Origin of the sequence: Streptomyces sp. NPDC018610, assembly GCF_044391765.1 — a bacterium.
GTDB lineage: Bacteria > Actinomycetota > Actinomycetes > Streptomycetales > Streptomycetaceae > Streptomyces.
Genome location: NZ_JBISAL010000001.1, coordinates 893634 through 915326, shown reverse-complemented (window position 1 = coordinate 915326; position 21693 = coordinate 893634). Strand labels below are relative to the sequence as shown.

Sequence of the window (21693 nt, the reverse complement as noted above, 5' to 3'; positions counted from 1 at the left end):
CGGGACTCAGCTTTCGGCCACCCCGGGGCTCAGTCCGGGGTGTTGATCATGGAGGCGGCGGCGTACGTCAGGTAGTTCCACAGCGTCCGCTCCTGCTCCTCGGGCAGGGCCAGGTCGTCGACGGCCGCCCGCATGTGCCGCAGCCACGCGTCGTGCGCCGCCCGGTCCACCTTGAACGGCACGTGGCGCATGCGCAGCCGCGGGTGGCCGCGCCGCTCGCCGTACGTCGACGGGCCGCCCCAGTACTGCATCAGGAACAGCCTGAGCCGCTCCTCGGCGGGACCCAGGTCCTCCTCCGGGTACATGGCCCGCAGCTCCGGATCGCCGGCGACCCCCTCGTAGAACCGGTGGACGAGCCGGCGGAAGGTCTCCTCCCCGCCGACCTGCTCGTAGAACGTCTGCTCCGGAAGCGTGCCGCGCCGAATCTCGGTCACGTCTGGTTGCCTCACAATGTCGTGCCGTCCGCCCCGAGGCTGCCTGGCCGGGGGTCCCCGGGGCCGTCCCCCGGGAATTGCAGTGCCCGTCCATGGTCTCAGACGGCGGACGTGGGACTCGCGGCCCACGACCGCCCCGGCACGGCCCGGGCCGTCGGTGCTCGCCTCGCGGCCGGTCGCGCCGCACAGTGGAGTCATGGGCGCGCATGCCGACGGCAGGGACGACAAGGACGAGGCCGGCCTCGCCGAGCGGGCGCGGGCCGCGCTGGTGCGGGAGATCGAGGCGAGCGGGGCGTGGGCGGCCGACCCCATGTGGCGGAAGGTGTTCGAACAGGTGCCGCGGCACCTGTTCGTGCCGTACTACTACGTCACCGTCGCCGGCGGCTACGAACGGCGCTGGGGCGAGAGCCCGGACCCCGTGGCGCGCGAACGCTGGCTGCGCGGCGCCTACGAGGACGCCCCGCTGGCCACTCGGCTGCGTGACGGGGAACTGGTCTCCTCCAGCAGCCAGCCCTCGTTGATGGCCCGGATGCTGGCCGAGCTGGGGGTGCGGGACGGCGACCGGGTCCTGGAGATCGGCGCCGGCACCGGCTACAACGCCGCCCTGCTCGCCCGCCGGCTCGGCGACGACGCCCTCGTCACCAGCGTCGACCTGGAACCGGAGATCACCGAGGCGGCCCGCCGGCACCTCGCGGCGGCCGGGTACCGTCCCGTCGTCGTCACCGGCGACGGCGCGCGGGGCGTTCCCGAACGCGCCCCCTTCGACCGGATCGTCGCCACCTGCGGACTGTCCACCGTCCCGCGCGCCTGGCTCGCCCAGAGTTCCCCGGGCGGGCGGATCCTCGTCCCGATCGCCACCGGCCTGGCCGCTCTGACCGTGCGGGACGCCTCGTACGCGGAGGGTCCCTTCCTGAACACCCCGGCCTACTTCGTGCCGCTGCGCGGCGGAGGCGGGACCGAGGCGCCGCTCCCGCGGTTGGACGGGCTGCCCGCGCGGGCCCGCGAGGACGAGCTGTTCCGCTTCCTGCTGGCCCTGACCCGCGGCCGGACGGACCCGCGCGAGGACTACGACCTGTGGGAGCGCGAGGGACGCCCGGAACGCGAGCGCTACGGCATCACCGTGAGCGGCGAACGCGCGTGGGCGTGGCTGGACGACCCGGAGGGGCCGAACGCCTGGCCCCTCCCGGACCGGGCCTGACCGGCGGCGGCCGTCAGCCGCGCCGGACCCTCGTCGTCGCCGCCGTCACCGCCGTCCGGCACGCCGGACGGCGGATCGGCCGGTGCGCCCAGGTGCCGGATCGTGATCGGCCGCCGTGCTCAGCCGCGCCGGACCGTGATCGTCGTCCACGCGCCGACGTGCACCCGGTCGCCGTCCTGGAGCGGCACCGGCACGAAGGGCTGGATGGGCTCCTCGGAGCCGTTGACCGTCGTGCCGTTGGTCGAGTTCTGGTCGACCACGGCCCAGGTGCCGTCGGGCTGCTGCACCAGCACCGCGTGCTGGTGCGAGACGCCCGGGTCCTCCGGCGGCACCGACAGGTCGATGTCGGGGGTGTCGCCGGTGGAGTGCCGGCGGCGGCCGATGGTGACCTGGTTGCCGCTGAGCGTGCGCTGCTGCTCGGGCGAGTACGCGGGCAGGTTCAGCCCCGCGGCCTCGGGACCCGAGCGGTGCATCATCGCCATGAAGTACTCGCGGTCGGGACCGATCGTCGCCGTCCACGTCGCCGGCTGCTGGGGTTGCTGCGGGAAGGCGGAGCCGGGCGGGGCCTGCGTGGCGCCGGGCTGCGGGTAGCCGTAGCCGCCGCCCTGACCAGCGCCGGGACCGCCGTGGCCACCGGGACCGGGGCCGCCCGGGCCCGTGGACGACGGCGGGGAGATCACCCAGTCGTCGTCACCGCCGCCGAAGGAAGGCCCGCCGGGCTGCGGCCGGTTCGTCTCCTGCCGGAACGGGGGCGGGGCCTGGGGACCCGGCTGGCCCGGCTGGTGGAACGCCTGCGGCGCACCGGGGCCGCCCTGGCCGCCGGGTCCGCCGAACCCGCCGGGGCCGCCGTGCGGGTTCTGTCCGTGCGGGTTGGGCGGACCGGGCGGCGGCGGGGCCGGCCGCGACGGGTCGGGGCCGAAACCGGAGGGACCGGGGGGCGGGCCGGGAGGACCGCCGAAGGGGCCGGGGCCGGGGCCGCCGGGGCGTCCCTGCGGGTCGGCGCCGAACGGCGGGATCGGCTCGGCGGGCCGGTTCACCTGGGACGGCCGGGAGCCCTGGTAGTCGAAGGAGTCGCCGCCGCCGAAGGACGGGCCGGGCGCCTGCGGGAAGCGCGGACCCGGGCCGGGAGCGCCACCGGGGCCACCAGGACCACCCGAGCCGGGCCCCTGCGGGCGCGGCGGCGCGGCCGGGGTGTACGAGGTGGCCGTGTTGGTCAGGAAGTTCCAGCGGCACTCCTCGCAGAACGGCGCGCCGCCCTCGCGGGGCGTGCGGCACTGCGGGCACAGCTCGGGCTGGGAACCGGGACCGGCGCCCGGGTGCGGACGGCCGCCGGGCGCCCCGGGACCGCCGAAGCCACCGGGTCCACCGGGACCGCCTGGGCCGCCCGGACCGGGCGCGGGCGGGAAGCCGTAGCCGCCGACCGGGGGCGGCGGGGGCGGGGGCGGTACGGCACCGGCCATGCGGTGACCGCAGACCTCGCACCAGTCGTCGGAACCCGACTGGTGTCCGTTCGGGCAGGTCGGCATGTCGGCGCTTCCCCCTCTCCCTCTCCGGCCGCCAGGGCCGGATTTCTCCCACCCCGAGGGGCCGGGCTCGCTGTCCGACGCGGTCGCCCGCGTCACTCCTGGGTCACTTCTTTACACGAACAGTCTTTGTGGACCGGGTCTCGAGAGTCATCTCGTCGGCCTCCGCGACCTTCGCCTTCAGTCGCACAGTACCTGTCGCCGCGTCGACCACGTCCACCACCTTCGAAAGCAGTTTCGCAGTATCGGCGTTCCCCGAGGCGCCGGCGAGCTGTACCGCACGACCCAGTTTGGCCGTCGCTCCGTCGAGATCGCCCGCTTTGCGCAGATCGATGCCCTGTTGGATGACCTGGGCCAGTTCGGCCTGGCCGGTGTAGTGCGCGACCTGCGGATTGATCGAGGTGGAGGCGACCACGTCGTCGGTCCACACGGCCCGTACGAGCCCCTGCGCCCCGAGGTTCTGTACCGGTCCGTCCGGTTGCGGAACCACCAGCGACACCCGGGCGGCCAGCATCTCGCGGCCCACGTTCGCGGCCGGGACCTCGACGCACAGGTGGTAGTCGCGGGACTCGTCGCCCCAGGAGCCGGTGGGGTAGTCCCCGGCACGCGGTCCGGCTTCGGTGCGGCGGCCGGTCAACTCCTCGACCGTCGGCGCGACTTGCTTGACGAACCTGATGGCGGTGCCGACCGGCGTCCACACCCGCAGGGCGACGTCGGCGACCTCCTTGCCCATCGCCGTCTCCATCATGTGCGTGAAGTCGGCGGCCAGCGCCGCCGGATCGGCGACGATGTCGGCGGTGCCGAGCAGCGCCGAGGCGATCCCTGTGACTTCTTTCACTTCCCAGTCGGTGCCCACGCCCCGTGCGTCACAGGTGAAGCGGCTCGCGCACTCCTTCAGCGTCCGCTGCAGGTCCTCGGGCGACTCGTGCTCGTTGCGGCCGTCGGTGAGCAGGATGCCGTGCCGGATGGCGACGTCCGCCGAGGACAACAGCCGGTCGGCCAGCCGCAGCCAGGTGCCGATGGCCGTGCCGCCGCCCGCGCTCAGCCGGCGCAGCGCCTGCTTGGCCTGGTCGCGGGTGGCGGCGTCGGCGACCGCCAGCCGGCCGCCGCCCGGATAGACCTCGGTCGCCACGTGCGTGCCGCCGATCACCGCGAAGTGCACCCCGTCGCGCAGGGTGTCGATCGCGGCGGCCGTCGCCTCGCGGGCGTTGCGCATCTTGGCCGGCGGGTAGTCCATCGAGCCCGAGCAGTCGACCATGACCGCCACCGCCGCGGACGGCGTCTGCCCGGACGCGTACAGGTGCGGCGCGCCGACCGCGTTCCCGATCGTGCCGCCGCCGGTCGCCGTCACCGTGACGATGGCGTTGACCTCCCGGCCGCCCTCCGGCAGGTACTCGTTCTGGTACAGGTCCACCGAGAACCGCGGCGCGCTGGACTTCGAGAAATTGGCCATGCCTTCCCAGATCCCCCCTCCAGGTCCCCGCCGAGCGGGGATGACATCTGTGCGCGGGCCGGTCCCCTCCGGCCGTCGGAGCCTCCCCGTGGTGCGGCCCGCCGGACTCCCCTCGCCGGCGGGCGCGAACGACCCTCAGGCCGATCCTGCCCCCTGCGGAGGGAGGGGGAACGGCACGAGCGCCACTGTTACGTTGTCGTGGCCCCCGCCGTCCAGGGCGTGGCCGACCAGCACCCCGGCGCCGTGCAGCGGACGTGCCGCCGCGTCCGGGGGCAGCACCTGGGCCATCTCCTCGGCGGACTCGGCGTAGTTCCACAGGCCGTCCGTGCACACCACGACGACACCGGGCCGGTCCGGCTTGAACGACGCCGTGTGCGGCTCCAGTTCGTACGCGTCCGCGCCGAGCCAGCCGGTGATCGCGTGGGCGCGCTCGTCGGCGTACGCCTCCGCCTCGCTCATCAGGCCCGCCGCGACCATCTGCGCGGCCCAGGAGTCGTCCTCGGTGAGCCGGGCGGCGGGGACGGCGCGGTCGGCCGGCACCCAGTAGGCGCGGCTGTCGCCGACCCAGCCGACGACCAGGAGCTCGCCGGTGACCACCGCGCCGACCAGCGTGCAGGCCGGCGCGTTCTGGTGCGGGGAGTGCTCGCGGGCCCCGGCGGGCTCCTCGGCCAGCGCGTCGACGGCCCGCGCGGCGGCGACGATCGCCTCGTGCATGGCCTGCTGCGGATGGGTTCCCCGGGGCAGCGCGGCCAGCAGGGAGTCGGTCGCCGTCCGGGACGCGGCGAGCGAGGCCTCGTCGGGGCGGGTCGCGGAGGACACGCCGTCGCAGACGATCGCCACCGAGACGGGCGTGCCGTCGGGCAGCGCGGTGCGGCCGAGCGCGAACGCGTCCTCGTTGCGGTGGTGGCGCAGACCGCGGTCGCTGATCGCGGCCACCGGGCCCGACTCCTGCTCCATGTGGTCGCGTTCGCGCGGCTGGGCGTGCCCGCAGTTCTCGCAGTAGCCGTCGCTGTCGACCCGGCCGGCACGGCACGCCACGCACACCGCGGCGCCCGGCTGCGGGGCGGCGGCCGCCGCGGTCTGCCGAGGGTCCGGCGCCTGGGCCGGGTCCGGTGCCTGCAACGGATACTCCTCGGGCTCCGCCGGACGGTCGAAACGCACACCCGGGCCCTGCGGGGCCGCCGGCTGCGGGTCCGGGACCTGCGTCTGCGGCTGTGCGTGCGGCTGTGACGGTGGTGCCGGCTGCGGCTGCGGCTGCGGTGCCGACGCGTGCGGCTGCGGTCCGGGTGCGGCCTGTTGCTGAGCGGGGGGCGTACGGGGGAGCGGCTGCGGCCGTCCCGCGCCCTGCGCGGCGCCCTCGGCGGGCGCGGCCGGGCGCGGCACCGAGCCGTGGCCCATCGTCAGCGTCGGCGTGTCGTGCGACGGCGCGGCGACCGTGGACAGGTCGTATCCGCAGGCGCCGCAGAACCGGTCGTCCGACTCCAGCGGCTCCGCGCAGCTGGGGCAGTTCGACAGGGCGGCCTGCTGGGGCATCTGCGACATCAACTACACCCACGTCCGGGGGCGGTAACGATTGGCACGTTCCACCAGGTCGATCCTCTCCTTGCCGCCGGGCGCCAGCCGGGCCAGCGTGCGGTACGAACGCTCCAGTCCGAAGCGGAGGCCCCGCTCGTCCAGCTCGCTGCCGAGCAGCACCCGCCGGGAGGCCGCCTCGACGGCTCCTCCCCCGGAGAGTATCCAGTCCAGCGCGCAGCCGAGGACCTCCGCCGACAACAGCTCGCGCCGCGCGGGGTCCAGACCGTACGCACGCAGCGCCTCCACCTGCCCGGCGGCGGCCATCAGGTCCTCCGCGAACGGCGTGTCGGAGGCGAGCGCCGTGCGGTGCCGCAGCCGCGCCCGTACGGCCGCCACACGTGCCGCCGTGTAGTGGATGGAGGCCTCCGGCACCGACTCCAGGGTCCGCACCGCGCCGCGCCGGTCACCGCCGGCCAGCCGGACCCGGGCCAGGCCGAAGGCGGCGCTGACATGGCTCGGGTCGGTCTTCCACACCAGGCGGTAGTACTCGGCGGCGTTGTCGAGCTGCCCGAGGACCTCCGCGCACAGGCCGAGCGCCAGCTTGGGGGCGATCTCGCCCGGGAAGGCGTCGTAGAGCGCGTCGAAGGCGAGGGCCGCCTCCTCGTGGTCGCCGGTGACCAGGGAGACCACGCCCCGGTACCAGACGACCCGCCAGTCGTCGGGGTGCCGCTCCTCCAGCGCGCGCAGCGCCTGGAGCGCGGTGCCCGGCTCGCCGGTCTCCAGCCGGGCGCGGACCTGGCGCAGGTGCGTCTCGGTCGACTGCGCGGGCGCGGCGGCCAGCGCGTTGATCAGCTCGGCCGGCGCGGATGTCAGCAGGCCCGCGAGGAAACCCGCGTTGGGGTCGGCGGGGTCGACGTGCGGGACGGGCAGGGCCAGGGCGGCGGCCGGGGCGTCGACCGCCTTGACGAGAACGGGACCCCCTGGAACAGCGGAACTCCCCGGCCCGCCCGGGAAACCGGGACCTCCCGGTCCACCGGGAAGACCGGAACCCACCGACCCGCCCGCAGGACCGGAACCCGCCGGCACCGCGGCCACGCCCGGAGCACCCGGTGCTCCCGGCATCCCCGGCGCTCCCGAGGCGCCCACCGTGCCCGAGACCCCCGAACCCACCGCGCCCAAAGCATCCGCGCCCCCCGCCGGCACCGCGCCGGACGGCGCCGAGGCCCCCCGGGCACGCGCCGGCCGCGACCCCAGCCGCGACACGTCCCCCGCCAGCGGCGGGAACAACTCGCTGTCGGTGACCCGCAGTTCCGGGCCGAACAGTGTCGACAGGGCGGGCCGCGCCTGGCCCGTCTGCAGGGACACGACCTCCCGCAGCACACCCGTCAGCTGCTCGGCCATCTCCTGCGCGGAGGCGAACCTGCGGGCCGGGTCCGGGTCGGTGGCCCGCACCAGCAGGCGGTAGAACGACTCGTAGCGGCGGAAGACCTCGATGGTGTCCGGGTCCGGCAGGCAGTCCGCGTAGACGTTCGTGTAGCCCTGGAAGTCGAAGGTGAGGACGGCGAGCGTACGGCCCACCGTGTACAGGTCGCTGGCCACCGACGGGCTGGTCTCCGCGACCTCCGGCGCCTGGTAGCCGACGGTGCCGTAGATCGCCGACTCGTCGTCGTCCATCCGGCGCACCGCGCCCATGTCGATCAGCTTGAGCTGGTCCTCGGTCTGGATCGCGTTGTCGACCTTGAAGTCGCAGTACAGCAGGTTGCGGCTGTGCAGGTGGCCGAGCGCCTCCAGCGCCTCGATGCCGTACGCGCACGCCTGCTCCACCGGCAGCGGATCACGCCTGCCGTCCGGTGTGCGACGGGAGTTGGCGATCTCCTTCAGCGACTTGCCGCCGACGTACTCCATGACGATGTAGCCGTCGAGGGAGCCGGTGCGCTGGTCGAGGTGCTCCACGAAGTTGTAGATCCGCACGATGTTGGCGTGCTCGATCTCCGCGAGGAAGCGCCGCTCGGAGATCGCCGCCGCCATCGCGTCCTGGTCGCCGGTGTCCAGCAGGCCCTTGAGCACCACCCACCGGTCGGACACCGCCCGGTCCACCGCCAGGTAGACCCAGCCCAGCCCGCCGTGCGCGAGGCAGCCCACGACCTCGTACTGCCCGTGCACGATGTCGCCGGCGCGCAGCTTGGGCACGAACGAGTACGGGTGGCCGCACTTGGTGCAGAAGCCCTCGGTGCGCCCCGGCCGCTCGCCGCGGGCCCGGCCGACCGGCGCCCCGCAGTCCGAGCGCGAGCAGAACCGCTTGCGCTCGGGCACCTCCGGGTCCTCCAGCACCACCGAGTGCGGGTCGGGCCGCGGCACCTGCGGTACCCGCACCAGCCCCGCGCCCAGCCGGCCGCGCGCCGAGGAGCCCGCCGTGGAGCCGGAGCTGCGCACCGACACCGAACGGCTGGTGGACCTGCCCGACAGGGAGCGGGTGAGCCGCCCCGACACCGAGCGGCGCGACCGCGACGACTGCGACGACGTACGCGAGCTGCCGCCGGTGCGCGCGCTGGAGCGGGAGCCCGAGCCGCCCGCCTCCCCGCCGCCGGTGACCCCGGTGGGCGGCGAGGCGACCAGGCCCTGCCCGAGCTCCCCGCCGTGCCCGTGCGGGGAGGACCCCGAGGCCGAGACCACCGGGGCCAGACCGCAGGTGTCGCAGTACAGCTCGCCGCCGCCGACGTCCTCGTACGCGCCGTCGCAGTCCGGCCGCTGACAGGTCTGCCCCGCCCGACTCATGACTCCCCCCCACCGTCTTCGTCCCGGGGCCCGCCCTGGCGCGGCACCCGCGCGGCGCCGAGCAGTTCGGCCGCCGCCCGCTGGTAGCGCAGCACGGCCTGCTCGGCCACCCGCAGGTCGCAGGGCGCGCTCCACAGCATGCGGCGCGCCGCGTCGTACCGCTCGACCAGCAGCGGGTCCTCCGCCAGGCCGTGCCGGGCCACCTTCGCCTTGTAGGCGTCCAGCCGGCCGCGCAGCTCGGCGCGGACCGCCAGCGGAGCGGTCACCGCTGTCAACGACTCGCGGGCGCGCAGCAGTTCGTCCTCCGCCTTCTGCTCGAGCGACTCCAGCAGCGGCGACAGCCGGTGCCACTGGGCCTGCCTGCGATACTCGGCGGCCGTCGCCAGCTGCTCCTGCAGCGCGGTCGGCGGGCCGCTGACCACCGGCACCTCCGTGGCGGCGATCTTCGCCAGCACCTCGCCGCGCGCGGTGCGCGCCTCGGCCAGCGTGCGGTCCGCGCGGGAGAGCAGGTCGCGCAGCTTGATCAGGCGCTGCTCGGCGTCCTGGCGCACCCCGAGCACCGCGTCGATCTCCCGGCGCACCTCCTCCAGGGCCCGCGCCTCACGGTCGTAGACCGTGGTGTCGGGCCGGCCGCCGCCCGGCGCCGAACTGCCCTGTGCCGGGACCCAGAAGGCGAGCGGGTCGGAGACCACCTGCTCGCGCAGGCCGGTCAGGGTGCGCGTGATGCGCTCCAGGTCGTCGCCGGCCGGGTGCTCGCCGGGGCGGACGCCCACCGAGTGCGCGAGCCGCCGGGTGCGCTGCAGCTCCGCGGCGAGCAGATCGATCCGGGCGGGCAGCGCCGACCACACCGCGTCGGCGGCGACCACCATGTCCAGACCGGCCGCGTACAGCTCGTTCATCCGGTCCACCAGGGCGGCCAGCGTGAAGCTGTGGCTGAGCCGGGCGGCGCCCTCGGCGTGCGGCGCGCCCGTGGCGGCGTCGGCGACGGTCACCGACTCGCCGCGCAGCAGCCCGGTCAGCTCCACCAGGTCCTCGTGGCTGGACCAGCGGCGGCGGGCGCGGATCTCACGGGCGGTGCGCAGCGCGCCCGTGTACGCGTCGAAGTACGCCCACAGCAGCGTTATCGACGCCTCCGTCGCCGCCCAGCGTTCCCGGGTGACGCCGGTGAGCTGGGCGCCCTCCAGCAGCCTGCGGCCCGCGTGGTCCTGCAGGGCGAGGAGCGAGGTCTCGATCGCCTCGTGCTCCGCGCCGAGCCGCGCCAGCGCACGGTCCACCTCGTCCCGGTCGAGCACCGGCCCGGCGGGGTCCGTGCCGCCCATCGATCACCTCTCGCTGCTCTCGGAGTTCCGTCGCTCGTACGCCGGCCGCGGGACGCGTCACCGGTAGACCGGCGTCGGCGGCGTCGCGGACGGGCTGTTCTCGCCCAGCGTGGAGGAGAGCCAGTCGTCGTACGCCTTCTTCCAGCCCCCGTCCCTGCGGTACTGGTCCAGTATTCGGTTGACCTGGCGTACCAGGTCGTCGGCGCCCAGCTTCATCGCCACGCCGTAGTACTCCTTGGTGAAGGTGCCGCCCTTGAGCTGCACCGTCGGGTCCTGCGCGGCCAGGCTCGCGGCGAGCGCGCCGTCGGTCACCACCGCGTCCGCCTCGCCCAGTTGCAGCCGCACCAGGCAGTCCAGCTGGTTGGGGACGGTGGCGGAGATGTCGGTGGAGGCCGGCAGCGTGCCGTCGCGCTTGCCGGCGCCGAGGTGGTCGTAGGCCGTGGAGCCGGTCGCCGAGCAGACCCGCTCGCCCGCCAGCGACGCGCCGTAGCCCGTGATCTTCGACGTCCTCGGGGCGAGGACCTGCTGGCCGGTCAGGAAGTACGGCGCGGAGAACGCCACCTGGCCGAGCCGGTCGCAGGTGATGGTCATGGTGCGCACCACCATGTCGACCCGGCCGCTCCTGATCGCGGGGATGCGCTCGTTGGTGGGGATGGCCCGGAACTGGACCTTGTCGCCGTCGCCGAGGATGTCCTTCGCGATGCGGTGCGCGAGGTCGATGTCGAAACCCTCCAGCGCGCCGGAGGAGTTGTTCGGGTTGCGGTAGCCCCAGCGGTAGCTGTTCTGGTCGACGCCGACCGAGAGGTAGCCGCGCTTCCTGATGGCCTCGACGGTGGGGCCGTCGGCGGCGGACGGGGACAGGCTGCGGTTCTGGGCGTCGCCGTCCGTGCAGTCGCCGGCCCTGGCCTGCAGGCCCTGCGCCGTTCCCGGGCCGCTCGTCGCGGGGGCGGCGCCGGGCGACTGGGTGCGCGGCAGCAGCAGGACGAACGCCAGCGCCAGTGCGCACAGGGCCGCCATCGCCCCTACGCCGCCCCAGCCCCGCAGACCGGCCCGCAGTCGTCGTACGCGCATGCTCACGCCTCCTTCCACCCTGGTCATGCCCCCTCTCACCGGTACTCCGACAGCCTGCGTCCGATGCCGAGCAGGGCGCCGGCCGCGCCGGCGACCGCCAGCGCGGCGGAGCCGGCCGGCAGGCCGGTCATGGCGCTGCGCCCGTCCTGGGCGGCCTCCTCGAACTCGGCGGTCTCATGGGTGAGCGCCTTGGCCAGCGAGGCGTCGACGTTGTCGAAGCACTCGCCCGTCGAACGGTCCTTCGCGGTGGTGCCGATGACCCGGTCGCGGGCCTGCTGGTAGTCGCCGGAGTCGTTGGCCTGCCGGGCCTCGGCGTGCCGGGACACCCAGGCCTTCATCGACCGGTCGGCCACGCGCACCGGATCGCGGCCCGCCGCGTCGTCGGCGAGGGCGCCGGCCTGGTCGAGGGTCTTGCCGAGGGCGCCGATCTCCTGGTCGTAGGCCCAGTCGTAGGCGTCCATGACCGTGCCGTCGGGCAGCGTCTTGGTCTCCGCGCCGCGGCTGACCAGGGTGAGGTTCTCGTCGCTGCGGGCCTTCAGGGAGGCGATCCGGGCGTCGTGCAGCACGTTCAGCGAGCGCACGCCGTGTGCGTAGGAGCCGTCGAGACCCGCGCGGGCGACACTGTGGCCGACGACCAGCCAGACGAGGACGACGGCGCAGGCGGCGGTGGCGGCGACCAGGCCGTGGTTCAGCACCCGGTTGGTGCGCCGGTAGTCGCGGTGCTGGGCCCAGGCGAGGGCGGCCAGGGCGAGGACGCCGAGGGCGATCGCCGCCCATGGGTAGGGGGTCGCGTCCGCGTAGTCGGAGCGCAGCCGCTGGTTCTCCTTCTGGTACAGGTCCTCGGCGGCCGGCAGCATCTCGTTCTGCATCGTGGTGTTGGCGGCCCGCAGGTAGGCGCCGCCGACCGGGAAGCCCTGGCGGTTGTTGGCGCGGGCGGACTCGACCAGGCCCTTGTAGCGGGGCAGCAGCTCGTTGAGCTTGGTGATGGTGGCCGCGGAGGGGGAGTCCGGGGCGGAGTTGGCGGCGGCGGTGACGAGTCCCGCGGCGGCGGTGCGCACGTCCGCCTCGTAGCGCTCGCGGGTGGCGCCGGTCTCCTGGAGTCCGGCCAGGTAGCCGCTGGAGGCCATGGTGTTGGCGTCGGCGAGCGAGCGGTAGATGTCGGCGGCGCCGGAGCTGAGGGGCTGGCTGCTGTGCAGCACGTCGTCGGCGGCGCTCGCCCGGTCTGTCGTCTGCCAGGCGGTGACGGCGCCGAACGCGATGACGAGCAGGGCCAGTACGGCGCCGATGGCGCGCAGCCGGCCCGGTTCGGTGACGGCGGCGGCCCGCAGCCGGTCCACGCCCTCGGCGAACGCGGTGCGGCGGGCGGGCGACGGGGCGGGGGCGGCGGCTCGGGGCGGCGCGGCGGCGGGCGGACCCGGCTGCGACGGTACGGCCGGCGTCGGGGGCAGGGCGCGGCTCGGCGGCGCCGCGCTGCCGTTCGGCGAGTGTGTCACTGCCGACCTCCCCCTGGTCATCCGTCGCCGCAAGTATCCCTGTCGGCACCGACATCCGCACCGGCTTCACTCGATCTTGATCCGATCGCAGCGCGGCCGCCGGGCTCGCCGGTCCCGCGCCGGCGCGGTGTGCGCGACGTCGTGTGCCGCACCACCCCCTGCCCATGTACACGGCCCGTGCGTCGGTTCGGTTCCACCGGGGACCGGTCCGGCCGACCGGAACGGTCGTTGACCTTGCCGGATGACCCGACGAACGAGTGTTCCCGACGACTTCGCCGTGCCCCGGGAACTCACCGCCGACGGCTTCCGTCTGGAACCCCTGGAACCGCGGCACGACGAGTCCGACCACGAGGCGTGGTCGTCGAGCATCGAGCACATCCGCGCCACCCCCGGCTTCCGCGAACGGCGGTGGCCGCCGGCGGACGGCATGAGCCTCGCGGACGACCTGCGCGACCTGACGGAGCACGCCGACGACTTCGCCGCGCGCTTCGGCTTCACCTCCACCGTGCTCGGCGACGACGACCGGGTCGTCGGCTGCGTCCACATCCACCCCTCCCGCACGGACGAGGGCGTCGTGGACGTCCGCTCGTGGGTGCGCGCGGACCGCCGCGAGCTGGGCGGTCCGCTGCACGACGCCGTGGCGGCCTGGCCGGCCTCCTCCTGGCCCTTCGAACGGATCCCCGCTGACCGCCCGGCGGTCGCGGCTCACCCCTCGTAGTACGCCCGCACCCGCTCCTGGACCTCCGGGCCGGCCCCCACGTGGTCCAGCCCCAGCAGGGCCGCCCCGAGCACCGGGCGGGCCGTCACCACGCGCGGCACCGCGTTCGGGGCGCGCTCGGACAGCAGGCGGCGGATCCCGCCGTCGAGCAGGGGATGGCGGGCGGCCAGCACGCTGCCGCCCAGCAGGACCGGGGTCTTGTCGGCCAGCAGCTCCAGGCGGGTCAGGGCGACCGTCGCCATGGCCACCACCTCCTCGGCCAGCCGGTCCACGAGCGCGCGGGCGATCGGGTCGCCCTCGGCGGCCGTGCGGAACAGCACGGGCGTCAGCTCGTGGCGGCGGGCGAGCTCGACGTGTTCCAGGTGCAGTGCCTCGATCAGCGCGTACATGGAGCCGAGGCCGAAGTGGGCGGGCAGGGTGCGGGCCAGTGCCGTGGGCTCGCCGCGGCCGTCCTCGGCGCGGGCGGCGAAGTACAGGGCCTCCTCCGCCAGGCCCCAGCCGCCGCCCCAGTCGCCGGAGATCCTGCCGATCGCCGGGAAGCGGGCGGTGCGGCCGTCCGGGCGCATGCCGACGCAGTTGATGCCGGCCCCGCAGACCACCGCCACCCCGCGCGGCTCGGCCACCCCGGCCCGCAGGATCGCGAACGTGTCGTTGCGCACCTCCACCGTCGCGCCCCACGCGCGCGCGTGCAGGGCCGCCGCCAACTGCTCCTCCTCCACGGGGAGGTCGGCGTTGGCCAGACACGCCGACACATGCGTCACGGAGGTCGTCCCGGCCGCCGCGTAGGCCCGGCCGACCGCCTCTGCCAGCGTGTCCACCGCCGTCTCGACGCCCACGACGGGCGGCCGGAAGCCGCCGCCGCGGGCCGTGGCGAGGACGGTCCCGTCCGCCGCCACGACCGCGACGTCGGTCTTGCTGTTGCCCGCGTCGATGGCGAGGACACCGTCGGTCAGGCCCACGCGAGGTGCTCCCGGTTGTGCGCGACCAGCTGGTCGGTGAGGGTCTCGGCGTAGGCGTACTGCCCGATCAGGGGGTGGGCGAGCAGCGCCTTGAAGACCCGCTCCCGGCCGCCGCGCAGCGCCGCGTCCAGGGCCAGTACCTCGTATGCGGTCACGTTCGCCACCAGCCCCGCGTACAGCGGGTCCAGCGGGGCCACCGGCAGGGGGGCCGCGCCGCTCGCGCCCACGGCCGCCTGCACCTCGATCACCGCGTCGTCGGGCAGGAAGGGCAGCGTGCCCCGGTTGAGCGTGTTGACGACCTGGTACGGGCTGCCGCCTCCGCCCAGCAGGGCCGCGGCGAGGTCCACGGCGGCCTCCGAGTAGAAGGCGCCGCCGCGCTTGGCGAGCAGCGCGGGCTTCTCCGCCAGCTCCGGGTCGCCGTACATCGTCAGCAGCTCCCGCTCCATGGCGGCGACCTGCGCGGCCCGCGACGGGCCCTCGCGCAGCTCCTCGACGACCCGGTCGTGGGCGTAGTAGTAGCGCAGGTAGTAGGAGGGGACCACGCCGAGGCGGTCCAGGAGCGGGCGGGGCAGGTGCAGGTCCTCGGCGATCCGCTCGCCGTGCTCGGCGAGCAGCCGCGGCAGCGCGTCCTCGCCCTCGGGCCCGCCCAGGCGCACCCCGGTCTCCCAGGTGAGGTGGTTGAGGCCCACGTGGTCGAGGTGGACGTCGTGGGGCTCCACGCCCAGCATCGCCGCGAACTTGCGCTGGAAGCCGATCGCCACGTTGCACAGGCCGACCGCGCGGTGGCCGGCCTGGAGTAGGGCGCGCGTGACGATGCCGACCGGGTTGGTGAAGTCGATGATCCAGGCGTCCGGGTTGGTGCGGCGCACCCGCTCGGCGATGTCCAGGACGACGGGCACGGTGCGCAGCGCCTTGGCGAGGCCGCCGGCGCCGGTGGTCTCCTGGCCGACGCAGCCGCACTCCAGCGGCCATGTCTCGTCCTGCTGCCGGGCGGCCTGGCCGCCCACGCGCAGCTGGAGCAGCACCGCGTCGGCGCCGTCCACGCCGGCGTCCAGGTCGGCGGTGGTGGTGATCCGGCCGGGGTGGCCCTGCTTGGCGAAGATGCGCCGGGCGAGGCCGCCGACCAGCTCCAGCCGGTCGGCCGCCGGGTCGACCAGGACCAGTTCCTCGACCGGCAGGGTGTCCCTCAGGCGGGCGAAGCCGTCGATGAGTTCGGGGGTGTAGGTCGAACCGCCGCCGACCACGGTGAGTTTCACTGTTGTCTAACCCTTTACTCCGGTGAGCGTGACGCCCTCGACGAACGCCTTCTGGGCGAAGAAGAACACGAGGATCACGGGGGCCATGACCAGCACTGTGGCGGCCATGGTGAGGTTCCAGTCGGTGTGGTGGGCGCCCTTGAAGGACTCCAGGCCGTAGGACAGGGTCCAGGCGCCGGGGTTCTCCGAGGCGTAGATCTGCGGGCCGAAGTAGTCGTTCCAGGCGGAGAAGAACTGGAACAGGGCGATGGCCGCGATGCCCGGCTTCGCCATCGGCAGGACGACCCGGACGAGGGTGCGCAGCTCGCCGCAGCCGTCCACGCGGGCCGCGTCCAGGTACTCGTTGGGGATCGTCGTCAGGAACTGGCGCAGCAGGAAGATCGAGAACGCGTCGCCGAACGCCATCGGGATGATCAGCGGCCACAGCGTCCCGGACAGGCCGAGCTGTTTGGCCCAGAACAGGTACATCGGGATGACGACCACCTGCGGGGGCAGCATCATCATCGAGATCACCAGCATCAGCGACAGATTGCGGCCCCGGAAGCGGAACTTGGCCAGCGCGTACGCCACCGGGACCGAGGAGAGCACCGTCAGGACGGTGCCGCCGCCGGCGTAGAGCAGGGTGTTGCGCCACCAGGTGAGGAAGCCCGGCGTGTCGAACACCTTCCGGTAGTTGCCCCACTCCCAGGTGTGCGGGACCAGGTCGCGGCTGAGGGCCTGGCTGTCGCTCATCAGCGAGGTCAGCAGCACGAACACGAAGGGCAGCACGAAGAAGAGGGCGGCGGCCACGCCGAGCGAGTGCACCGCGATCCACTCCAGGGCGGCCCTGCGGCGGGCGGTGCGCTCGGCGGGCGAGGCGGGGGTCTCGATCGCGGCGGGCGGCCGGAGCACTTGGGTCATCGTCAGTCACCTGCCTGGATGAGACCGCCCCGGCGCCGCATCAGGAACGCGGTGAACACCATCGACAGGGCGAACAGGACCAGCGCGACCACACAGGCCGAGCCGTAGTCGAAGCGCTGGAAGCCGAGGTTGTACACGAGCTGGGGGAGGGTGAGGGTGGACTTGTCGGGATAGCCGGGCTCGAACTGGGTGCCGGCGCCCTGGATCACGCCGGAGGCGACCTTCCCGGCGACCAGCGGCTGCGTGTAGCACTGCATGGCCTGGATCACCCCGGTGACCACCGCGAACATCACGATCGGCGAGATGTTCGGCAGCGTGACGAAGCGGAACCGCTGCCGGCGCGAGGCGCCGTCCAGTTCGGCGGCCTCGTACTGCTCGGTGGGCACGTCGAGCAGCGCGGCCATGAAGATGACCATCAGGTCGCCGACGCCCCACAGGAAGAGCAGGGTCAGGGCCGGCTTGGACCAGGCGGGGTCGTTGAACCAGCCCGGCGCGGGCACGCCGACCTTGTCCAGCAGGGCGTTGACCGGTCCGGTGCCCGGGTTGAGCAGGAAGGCGAAGGCCATGGTCGCCGCGACCGGCGGGGCGAGGTAGGGCAGGTAGAACAGGGTGCGGAAGACGCCCGTACCCGTCTTGATCTTGGTGATCAGCAGGCCCACGCCCAGCCCGAAGACGACCCGCAGGGTGACCGTGACCAGCACCAGCCACAGCGTGTTGCGCAGCGCCGGCCAGAACAGCGGGTAGTGCTCGAAGACGTACCGCCAGTTCTTCGCGCCGCTCCACGTCGGCGGGTTGAAGCCGTCGTAGTGCATGAACGAGAAGTAGACGGTGGAGATCAGCGGGTACGCGAAGAAGACCGCGAAGCCGATCAGCCAGGGCGACATGAAGGCGAGAACCTTCAGCGCCGAGCGGCGGCGTTTGGACGCCAGGGTGACGGTGGTCATCGTGCGTCACTCCGCCTGCGCGATGTCCGTGTCGATCTGCGCGGCCGTCTTCTTCAGACCGGCCTCGAGATCCTTGGCCTTGCCGCTCTCGTAGTCGTAGCCGAACTGCTGGATCGTCACGAGGTACTGGCCGCCGTTGACGGAGGCGGGCGTGGTGGTCGAGTGCGGGTTCGCCGCGATGTCCAGGAACGTCTTGAAGCGCGGGTCGTACTTCAGCTTCGGCGACTTCAGCGCGGCGAGGGTGGAGGGCACGTTGTGGATGTCGTTGGCGAAGCCGACCACCGCGTCGGTGTCCGTGGTGATGTACTTGACGAACTCCCAGGCGGCGTTCTGCTTGCGGCTGGTGGCGGCGATGCCGGTGATGGTGCCGGTGATGTAGCCCTTGCCGTACTGGTCGGCCTGGTCGTCGGGGACGGGCAGCGGGGCGACGCCGATCTCGAAGCCCGGCTCGGCGTCCTCGGCCATGCCCAGGCGCCACTCGCCGTCGAGCTGCATGGCGACCTGGCCGGTGTGGAAGGGGTGCTTGGCGCCCCATTCGTCGCCGAGCGTGGCGCGGAACCTCTCCAGCTTCTGGAAGCCGCCGAGGTCGTCGACCAGCTTCTTCTGGAGGGTGAACGCCTTCTGGAAGGCGGGGTCCGTGGCGACCTTCGACTTGCCGTCGGCGCCGAAGTACGCCGGGGAGAACTGCGCGAGGTAGTGCTCGGTGGTGGTCTCCCAGCCGTGGTAGTCCGGCATGAACCCGAGCCGCTTGAAGCCGTCCCCGTCGGGGATCGTCAGCTTCTTGGCGTCCGCCTCCAGTTCGGACCAGGTCCTCGGCGGGTGCTTGATGCCCGCCTCGTCGAACGCCGTCTTGTTGTAGTAGAGCCCGTACGCGTCGCCCAGCAGCGGCGCGGCGCAGCGCTTGCCGTCGAACCGGGTGTACTCGTTCATCGCCTTCGGGAACGTCCGCTGCGGGTCGACCCCCGCCTTCTCGAAGAACGGGTCGAGGTCGACCAGCGCGCCCGAGGAGCAGAACTTGCCCACGTTGTTGGTGGTGAAGGACGAGATCACGTCCGGGGCCTTGTCGCCGCCGGTGCGCAGCGCCTGGTTCATCTTGTCGTCGGTCATGTTGCCGACGGCGTTGACGTGGATGTTGGGGTGCGCCTTCTCGAAACCGGCGATCAGCGACTTTACGGCCTTGACCTCGTTCGGCGCGCTCCAGGCGTGCCAGAAGTTGATCGTCGTCTCCTTGGAGGCGTCGTCGGTCGCGCCGGCGTTCGACTGGCCGGTGCAGGCGGTGGCGAGCAGCGCCATGGAGGCGCAGGCGGCGACGGAGAGGGCCGCTCTCCGTGACTTCCGGGACACTACGGGCATGGCTGGATCTCCCTGGGGCGGGCTCAGTGGACGTGCGGGGGGCTCGTTGGGGGGTCAGCGCGAGGTGTCGAAGACCTCGTCGCGGGTGGCGGCGAGCGCGCTCTCCAGCGCGCCGCGCAGTACGGGGTGGTCGCGGACGTCGCCGACCACCAGGCGGGGCCGGGAGGCGGCCAGTTCCTCCAGTTCGCCCTGGACGAGGGCGCGCAGCACCTCGCCGCCGGCGGTGAGCGAGGCGCCGCTGAGGACGACCAGCTCCGGGTCGAGGACGGAGACGAGGGAGGCGAGACCGGTGGCGAGCCGGGTCGCGTACGTCGTCAGCAGGGTGCGGTACGGGCCGGTGGCCTGGTCGGCGGCGCGGGCGACGAGCGTAGCGGCGGCCCGCGCGTACGGCCCCGTCGGCACGTCCTCGATGCCCAGCTCGCGGGCGAGGCGCGGGATGGCCTGGGAGCCGGCCAGCTCCTGGTAGCCGCCGCTGCCCGCCCGGGAGACCTGGCGCGCCAGCGGGGCGCCGGGCACCGGCAGGAAGCCGACCTCGCCGGCGCCTCCGGTCCAGCCGCGGTGCAGCCGGGCGCCGAGGACCAGGGCGGCGCCCAGGCCCTCCTGGTTCCACAGCAGCACGAAGTCCCGGTGGCCGCGGGCGGCGCCGAGGCGCTGCTCGGCCACGGCGGCGAGGTTGACGTCGTTCTCGTACTCCACCGGCATCGGCAGCGCGGCGGCCAGGTCGTCCAGGAGCGCGGGGGAGTGCCAGCCGGGCAGGTGGGCGGCGTAGCGCAGCCGTCCGGTGTTCGGGTCGAAGGCGCCGGGGGTGCCGATGACCAGGCGGCGCACATCGCCCCGGGCCAGCCCGGCCGCCTTCACCGCGCCGTCCAGCGCGTCGGTGACCTGGCGGACGACGGGCAGCGCGGGGCGGCGGCCCGGGGTGGGCAGCTCGTACTCGCCGACGGTGCGGCCGGTGACGTCGGCGACGGCGGCGCGGACGCGCTGGGGGGTGACGTCGATCCCGGCGGCATGGGCGGCGGCCGGGTTGACCGCGTACAGCTGGGCGTTGGGGCCCGGGCGTCCCTCGCTGGTGCCGGTGGCCAGGACCAGTCCTGCGGCCTCCAGGCGGGCCAGGAGCTGCGACGCGGTCGGCTTGGACAGCCCGGTGAGCTTGCCGATGCGGGTCCGCGACAGGGGTCCGTGCTCCAGCAGCAGGTCGAGGGCGGCGCGGTCGTTCATGGCCCGCAGGACCCGAGGGGTGCCCGGCGTACCGGCGGTTCCTGCCATCGCGCACCTGCCCCGTCAACCATTGTTAGGAAAGTTTCCTGTCCGAGTGGGAGGAACCTAAGCCCGGTGTGAAGGGGGCGTCAAGAGAAAGCGCCCCCGGCGACGAGGTCGTCGCCGGGGGCGCGGAGGGGCCAAGGGGGCGCGGGAGCGCGGAGAGGGCGCGGGAGACGGCGGGCGCCCGGCCCTACTTGGGCGCCGGGCGCTGCGGGACTATCGGCGTGGCGGCCTCCGCCTGCGGGGAGGCGGCGTTGGAGAAGACGGACGGAGCCGCGACCGACGCCATGGGGTCGGTCGCCTCCTCCTCGGCCGCCGGGGCCGTCGCGCCGCCCACGATGCGGATGTCGGCCGCGTCGAAGGCGCGCTTGACGCGCCAGCGCAGCTCGCGCTCGACCGCCGTCGACTTGCCCGGCATGGTCCTGGCCGACAGGCGGGTCACCATCGAGTCGAGCAGCACGCTGTCCAGGCCCAGCACCTCGATCGGGCTCCACAGGAACTCGTTCCAGGGCTCTTCCTTGCTCATCTTCTCGGCGACCTCCGTCAGGGTCGCCCGGAGCTTGTCCAGGTCCTCGCTCGCCCTGACCGTCACGTCGACGCCGGCCGTCGCCCAGCCCTGGGAGAGGTTGCCGATCCGCTTGACCTCGCCGTTGCGGACGTACCAGATCTCGCCGTTGTCGCCGCGCAGCTTGGTCACCCGCAGGCCGACCTCGATCACCTCGCCGGAGGCGACGCCCGCGTCGATCGTGTCGCCGACGCCGTACTGGTCCTCCAGGATCATGAAGACGCCGGAGAGGAAGTCCGTCACCAGGTTGCGGGCGCCGAAACCGACCGCCACGCCCGCCACACCGGCCGACGCCAGCAGCGGCGCCAGGTTGATCTGGAACGTGGCCAGCACCATCAGCGCGGCCGTGCCCAGGATCAGGAAGCTCGCCACCGAGCGCAGCACCGACCCGATCGCCGCCGAGCGCTGCCGGCGACGCTCGGCGTTGACCAGCAGACCGCCCAGCGACGAGCCGCTGTTGCCGGCCTGCGCGGTGCGGTTCATCCGGTCGATGAGCTGGGTGATCGCCCGCCGGACCACCACCCGCAGCACGGCCGCTATCGCCAGGATCAGCACGACCCGCAGGCCGATCGCCAGCCAGGTCGACCAGTTCTGCTCGACCCAGCTCGCGGCCTGGTTCGCGCTCTGCTGGGCGTCCTGGAGCGTGGGGACCGTCACGGCCGGCGACCCCGAGGGGGACGGCGACGGCGAGGGTCCGGCGGCCAGGAGCAGGTCGGCGGGCAGGGACACGGCAGGTACCTCCAGGTGCGTCCGCCGTCCGGTGCAACGGTCGGTACGCGGTGGTCGTCACAGGACGGCCGGCGCGGGGTCGATATCGCCGGGGTCACGGAAAAGTCACCGGACGGGCAGACCCACCACACTAACGGGGCACGATGCGGGGGTCCGCGCTCCCGCGGGGGGACCTGGTGCACGGGGGGCGCGCACCCGCCTCTGAGCAGGCGGTGTGAACTGATCCCG

At 74.0% G+C, this 21693-nt stretch carries 17 protein-coding genes; 2 read left to right on the top strand and 15 right to left on the bottom strand.

What is annotated here, in order from left to right:
• Positions 1–29 precede the first annotated feature (29 nt).
• Positions 30–434, bottom strand: coding sequence for a globin (locus ACH5A8_RS04050; RefSeq protein WP_398997658.1), 405 nt, complete (start codon positions 432–434; stop codon positions 30–32).
• A 196-nt stretch (positions 435–630) separates the two neighbouring features.
• Between ACH5A8_RS04050 and ACH5A8_RS04045 the strand changes: the two genes are divergently transcribed.
• Complete coding sequence (locus ACH5A8_RS04045) at positions 631–1632, top strand: methyltransferase domain-containing protein (protein WP_398997656.1); 1002 nt, start codon at positions 631–633, stop codon at positions 1630–1632.
• 119 nt (positions 1633–1751) lie between these two features.
• Here ACH5A8_RS04045 and ACH5A8_RS04040 read toward each other — a convergent pair whose 3' ends face one another.
• The 7 genes from ACH5A8_RS04040 to ACH5A8_RS04010 form a co-directional block, all read right to left on the bottom strand.
• On the bottom strand, positions 1752–3158 hold the full coding sequence (locus tag ACH5A8_RS04040) for an FHA domain-containing protein (RefSeq protein WP_398997654.1): 1407 nt from the start codon (positions 3156–3158) through the stop codon (positions 1752–1754).
• Between the two features lie 103 nt (positions 3159–3261).
• The gene (locus ACH5A8_RS04035) at positions 3262–4608 is read right to left on the bottom strand and encodes a VWA domain-containing protein (protein ID WP_398997652.1); all 1347 of its coding nucleotides are present in this window, start codon (positions 4606–4608) and stop codon (positions 3262–3264) included.
• Positions 4609–4743: 135 nt separating this feature from the next.
• Positions 4744–6150, bottom strand: a complete 1407-nt coding sequence (locus ACH5A8_RS04030; protein ID WP_398997650.1) for a protein phosphatase 2C domain-containing protein — start codon at positions 6148–6150, stop codon at positions 4744–4746.
• 3 nt (positions 6151–6153) lie between these two features.
• Complete coding sequence (locus ACH5A8_RS04025; RefSeq protein WP_398997648.1) at positions 6154–8898, bottom strand: tetratricopeptide repeat protein; 2745 nt, start codon at positions 8896–8898, stop codon at positions 6154–6156.
• A complete protein-coding gene (locus ACH5A8_RS04020; protein ID WP_398997646.1) occupies positions 8895–10217 on the bottom strand; it encodes a hypothetical protein in 1323 nt (440 codons plus the stop codon). The genes ACH5A8_RS04025 and ACH5A8_RS04020 overlap by 4 nt, the downstream gene beginning before the upstream one ends.
• A 57-nt stretch (positions 10218–10274) precedes the next feature.
• The gene (locus ACH5A8_RS04015) at positions 10275–11288 is read right to left on the bottom strand and encodes a glutamate ABC transporter substrate-binding protein (protein ID WP_398997644.1); all 1014 of its coding nucleotides are present in this window, start codon (positions 11286–11288) and stop codon (positions 10275–10277) included.
• Between the two features lie 35 nt (positions 11289–11323).
• Positions 11324–12781 carry a hypothetical protein gene (locus ACH5A8_RS04010; RefSeq protein ID WP_398997642.1) on the bottom strand — a complete coding sequence of 486 codons (1458 nt, stop codon included), beginning with the start codon at positions 12779–12781 and terminating at the stop codon, positions 11324–11326.
• Between the two features lie 241 nt (positions 12782–13022).
• Here ACH5A8_RS04010 and ACH5A8_RS04005 point away from each other — a divergent pair, with 241 nt between their 5' ends.
• A complete protein-coding gene (locus ACH5A8_RS04005) occupies positions 13023–13499 on the top strand; it encodes an N-acetyltransferase (protein ID WP_398997640.1) in 477 nt (158 codons plus the stop codon).
• On the opposite strand, the gene ACH5A8_RS04000 is transcribed toward ACH5A8_RS04005, so the two are convergent.
• The 7 genes from ACH5A8_RS04000 to ACH5A8_RS03970 all read right to left on the bottom strand — a co-directional run bounded on the left by ACH5A8_RS04000 (position 13487) and on the right by ACH5A8_RS03970 (position 21465).
• Positions 13487–14458, bottom strand: coding sequence for an N-acetylglucosamine kinase (locus tag ACH5A8_RS04000; protein WP_398997638.1), 972 nt, complete (start codon positions 14456–14458; stop codon positions 13487–13489). The two genes, ACH5A8_RS04005 and ACH5A8_RS04000, sit on opposite strands and share 13 nt — an antisense overlap.
• Positions 14449–15714 (bottom strand): 6-phospho-beta-glucosidase, encoded by a 1266-nt coding sequence (locus ACH5A8_RS03995; RefSeq protein WP_398997636.1) that lies wholly within the window; start codon positions 15712–15714, stop codon positions 14449–14451. Before ACH5A8_RS03995 ends, ACH5A8_RS04000 begins: the two co-directional genes overlap by 10 nt.
• A gap of 6 nt (positions 15715–15720) precedes the next feature.
• Positions 15721–16614 (bottom strand): carbohydrate ABC transporter permease, encoded by an 894-nt coding sequence (locus ACH5A8_RS03990; RefSeq protein WP_398997634.1) that lies wholly within the window; start codon positions 16612–16614, stop codon positions 15721–15723.
• 2 nt (positions 16615–16616) lie between these two features.
• Positions 16617–17558: a carbohydrate ABC transporter permease gene (locus tag ACH5A8_RS03985; RefSeq protein WP_398997632.1), complete on the bottom strand. Its 942-nt coding sequence runs from the start codon at positions 17556–17558 to the stop codon at positions 16617–16619.
• Positions 17559–17564: 6 nt separating this feature from the next.
• Complete coding sequence (locus ACH5A8_RS03980) at positions 17565–18911, bottom strand: ABC transporter substrate-binding protein (protein ID WP_398997630.1); 1347 nt, start codon at positions 18909–18911, stop codon at positions 17565–17567.
• Positions 18912–18965: 54 nt separating this feature from the next.
• Complete coding sequence (locus ACH5A8_RS03975; protein ID WP_398997628.1) at positions 18966–20177, bottom strand: ROK family protein; 1212 nt, start codon at positions 20175–20177, stop codon at positions 18966–18968.
• Positions 20178–20361: 184 nt separating this feature from the next.
• Positions 20362–21465 carry a mechanosensitive ion channel family protein gene (locus ACH5A8_RS03970; protein WP_398997626.1) on the bottom strand — a complete coding sequence of 368 codons (1104 nt, stop codon included), beginning with the start codon at positions 21463–21465 and terminating at the stop codon, positions 20362–20364.
• Between the last annotated feature and the right edge of the window lie 228 nt (positions 21466–21693).

Bases quoted from the DNA above. Each gene is read 5' to 3' on its own strand.
- ACH5A8_RS03980 (WP_398997630.1), bottom strand. From the start codon at position 18,911: ATGCCCGTAGTGTCCCGGAAGTCACGGAGAGCGGCCCTCTCCGTCGCC.
- ACH5A8_RS03990 (WP_398997634.1), bottom strand. From the start codon at position 16,614: ATGACCCAAGTGCTCCGGCCGCCCGCCGCGATCGAGACCCCCGCCTCG.
- ACH5A8_RS04015 (WP_398997644.1), bottom strand. From the start codon at position 11,288: ATGCGCGTACGACGACTGCGGGCCGGTCTGCGGGGCTGGGGCGGCGTA.
- ACH5A8_RS04040 (WP_398997654.1), bottom strand. From the start codon at position 3,158: ATGCCGACCTGCCCGAACGGACACCAGTCGGGTTCCGACGACTGGTGC.
- ACH5A8_RS04035 (WP_398997652.1), bottom strand. From the start codon at position 4,608: ATGGCCAATTTCTCGAAGTCCAGCGCGCCGCGGTTCTCGGTGGACCTG.
- ACH5A8_RS04025 (WP_398997648.1), bottom strand. From the start codon at position 8,898: ATGAGTCGGGCGGGGCAGACCTGTCAGCGGCCGGACTGCGACGGCGCG.
- ACH5A8_RS04030 (WP_398997650.1), bottom strand. From the start codon at position 6,150: ATGTCGCAGATGCCCCAGCAGGCCGCCCTGTCGAACTGCCCCAGCTGC.
- ACH5A8_RS04020 (WP_398997646.1), bottom strand. From the start codon at position 10,217: ATGGGCGGCACGGACCCCGCCGGGCCGGTGCTCGACCGGGACGAGGTG.
- ACH5A8_RS03975 (WP_398997628.1), bottom strand. From the start codon at position 20,177: ATGGCAGGAACCGCCGGTACGCCGGGCACCCCTCGGGTCCTGCGGGCC.
- ACH5A8_RS04045 (WP_398997656.1), top strand. From the start codon at position 631: ATGGGCGCGCATGCCGACGGCAGGGACGACAAGGACGAGGCCGGCCTC.
- ACH5A8_RS04005 (WP_398997640.1), top strand. From the start codon at position 13,023: ATGACCCGACGAACGAGTGTTCCCGACGACTTCGCCGTGCCCCGGGAA.
- ACH5A8_RS03985 (WP_398997632.1), bottom strand. From the start codon at position 17,558: ATGACCACCGTCACCCTGGCGTCCAAACGCCGCCGCTCGGCGCTGAAG.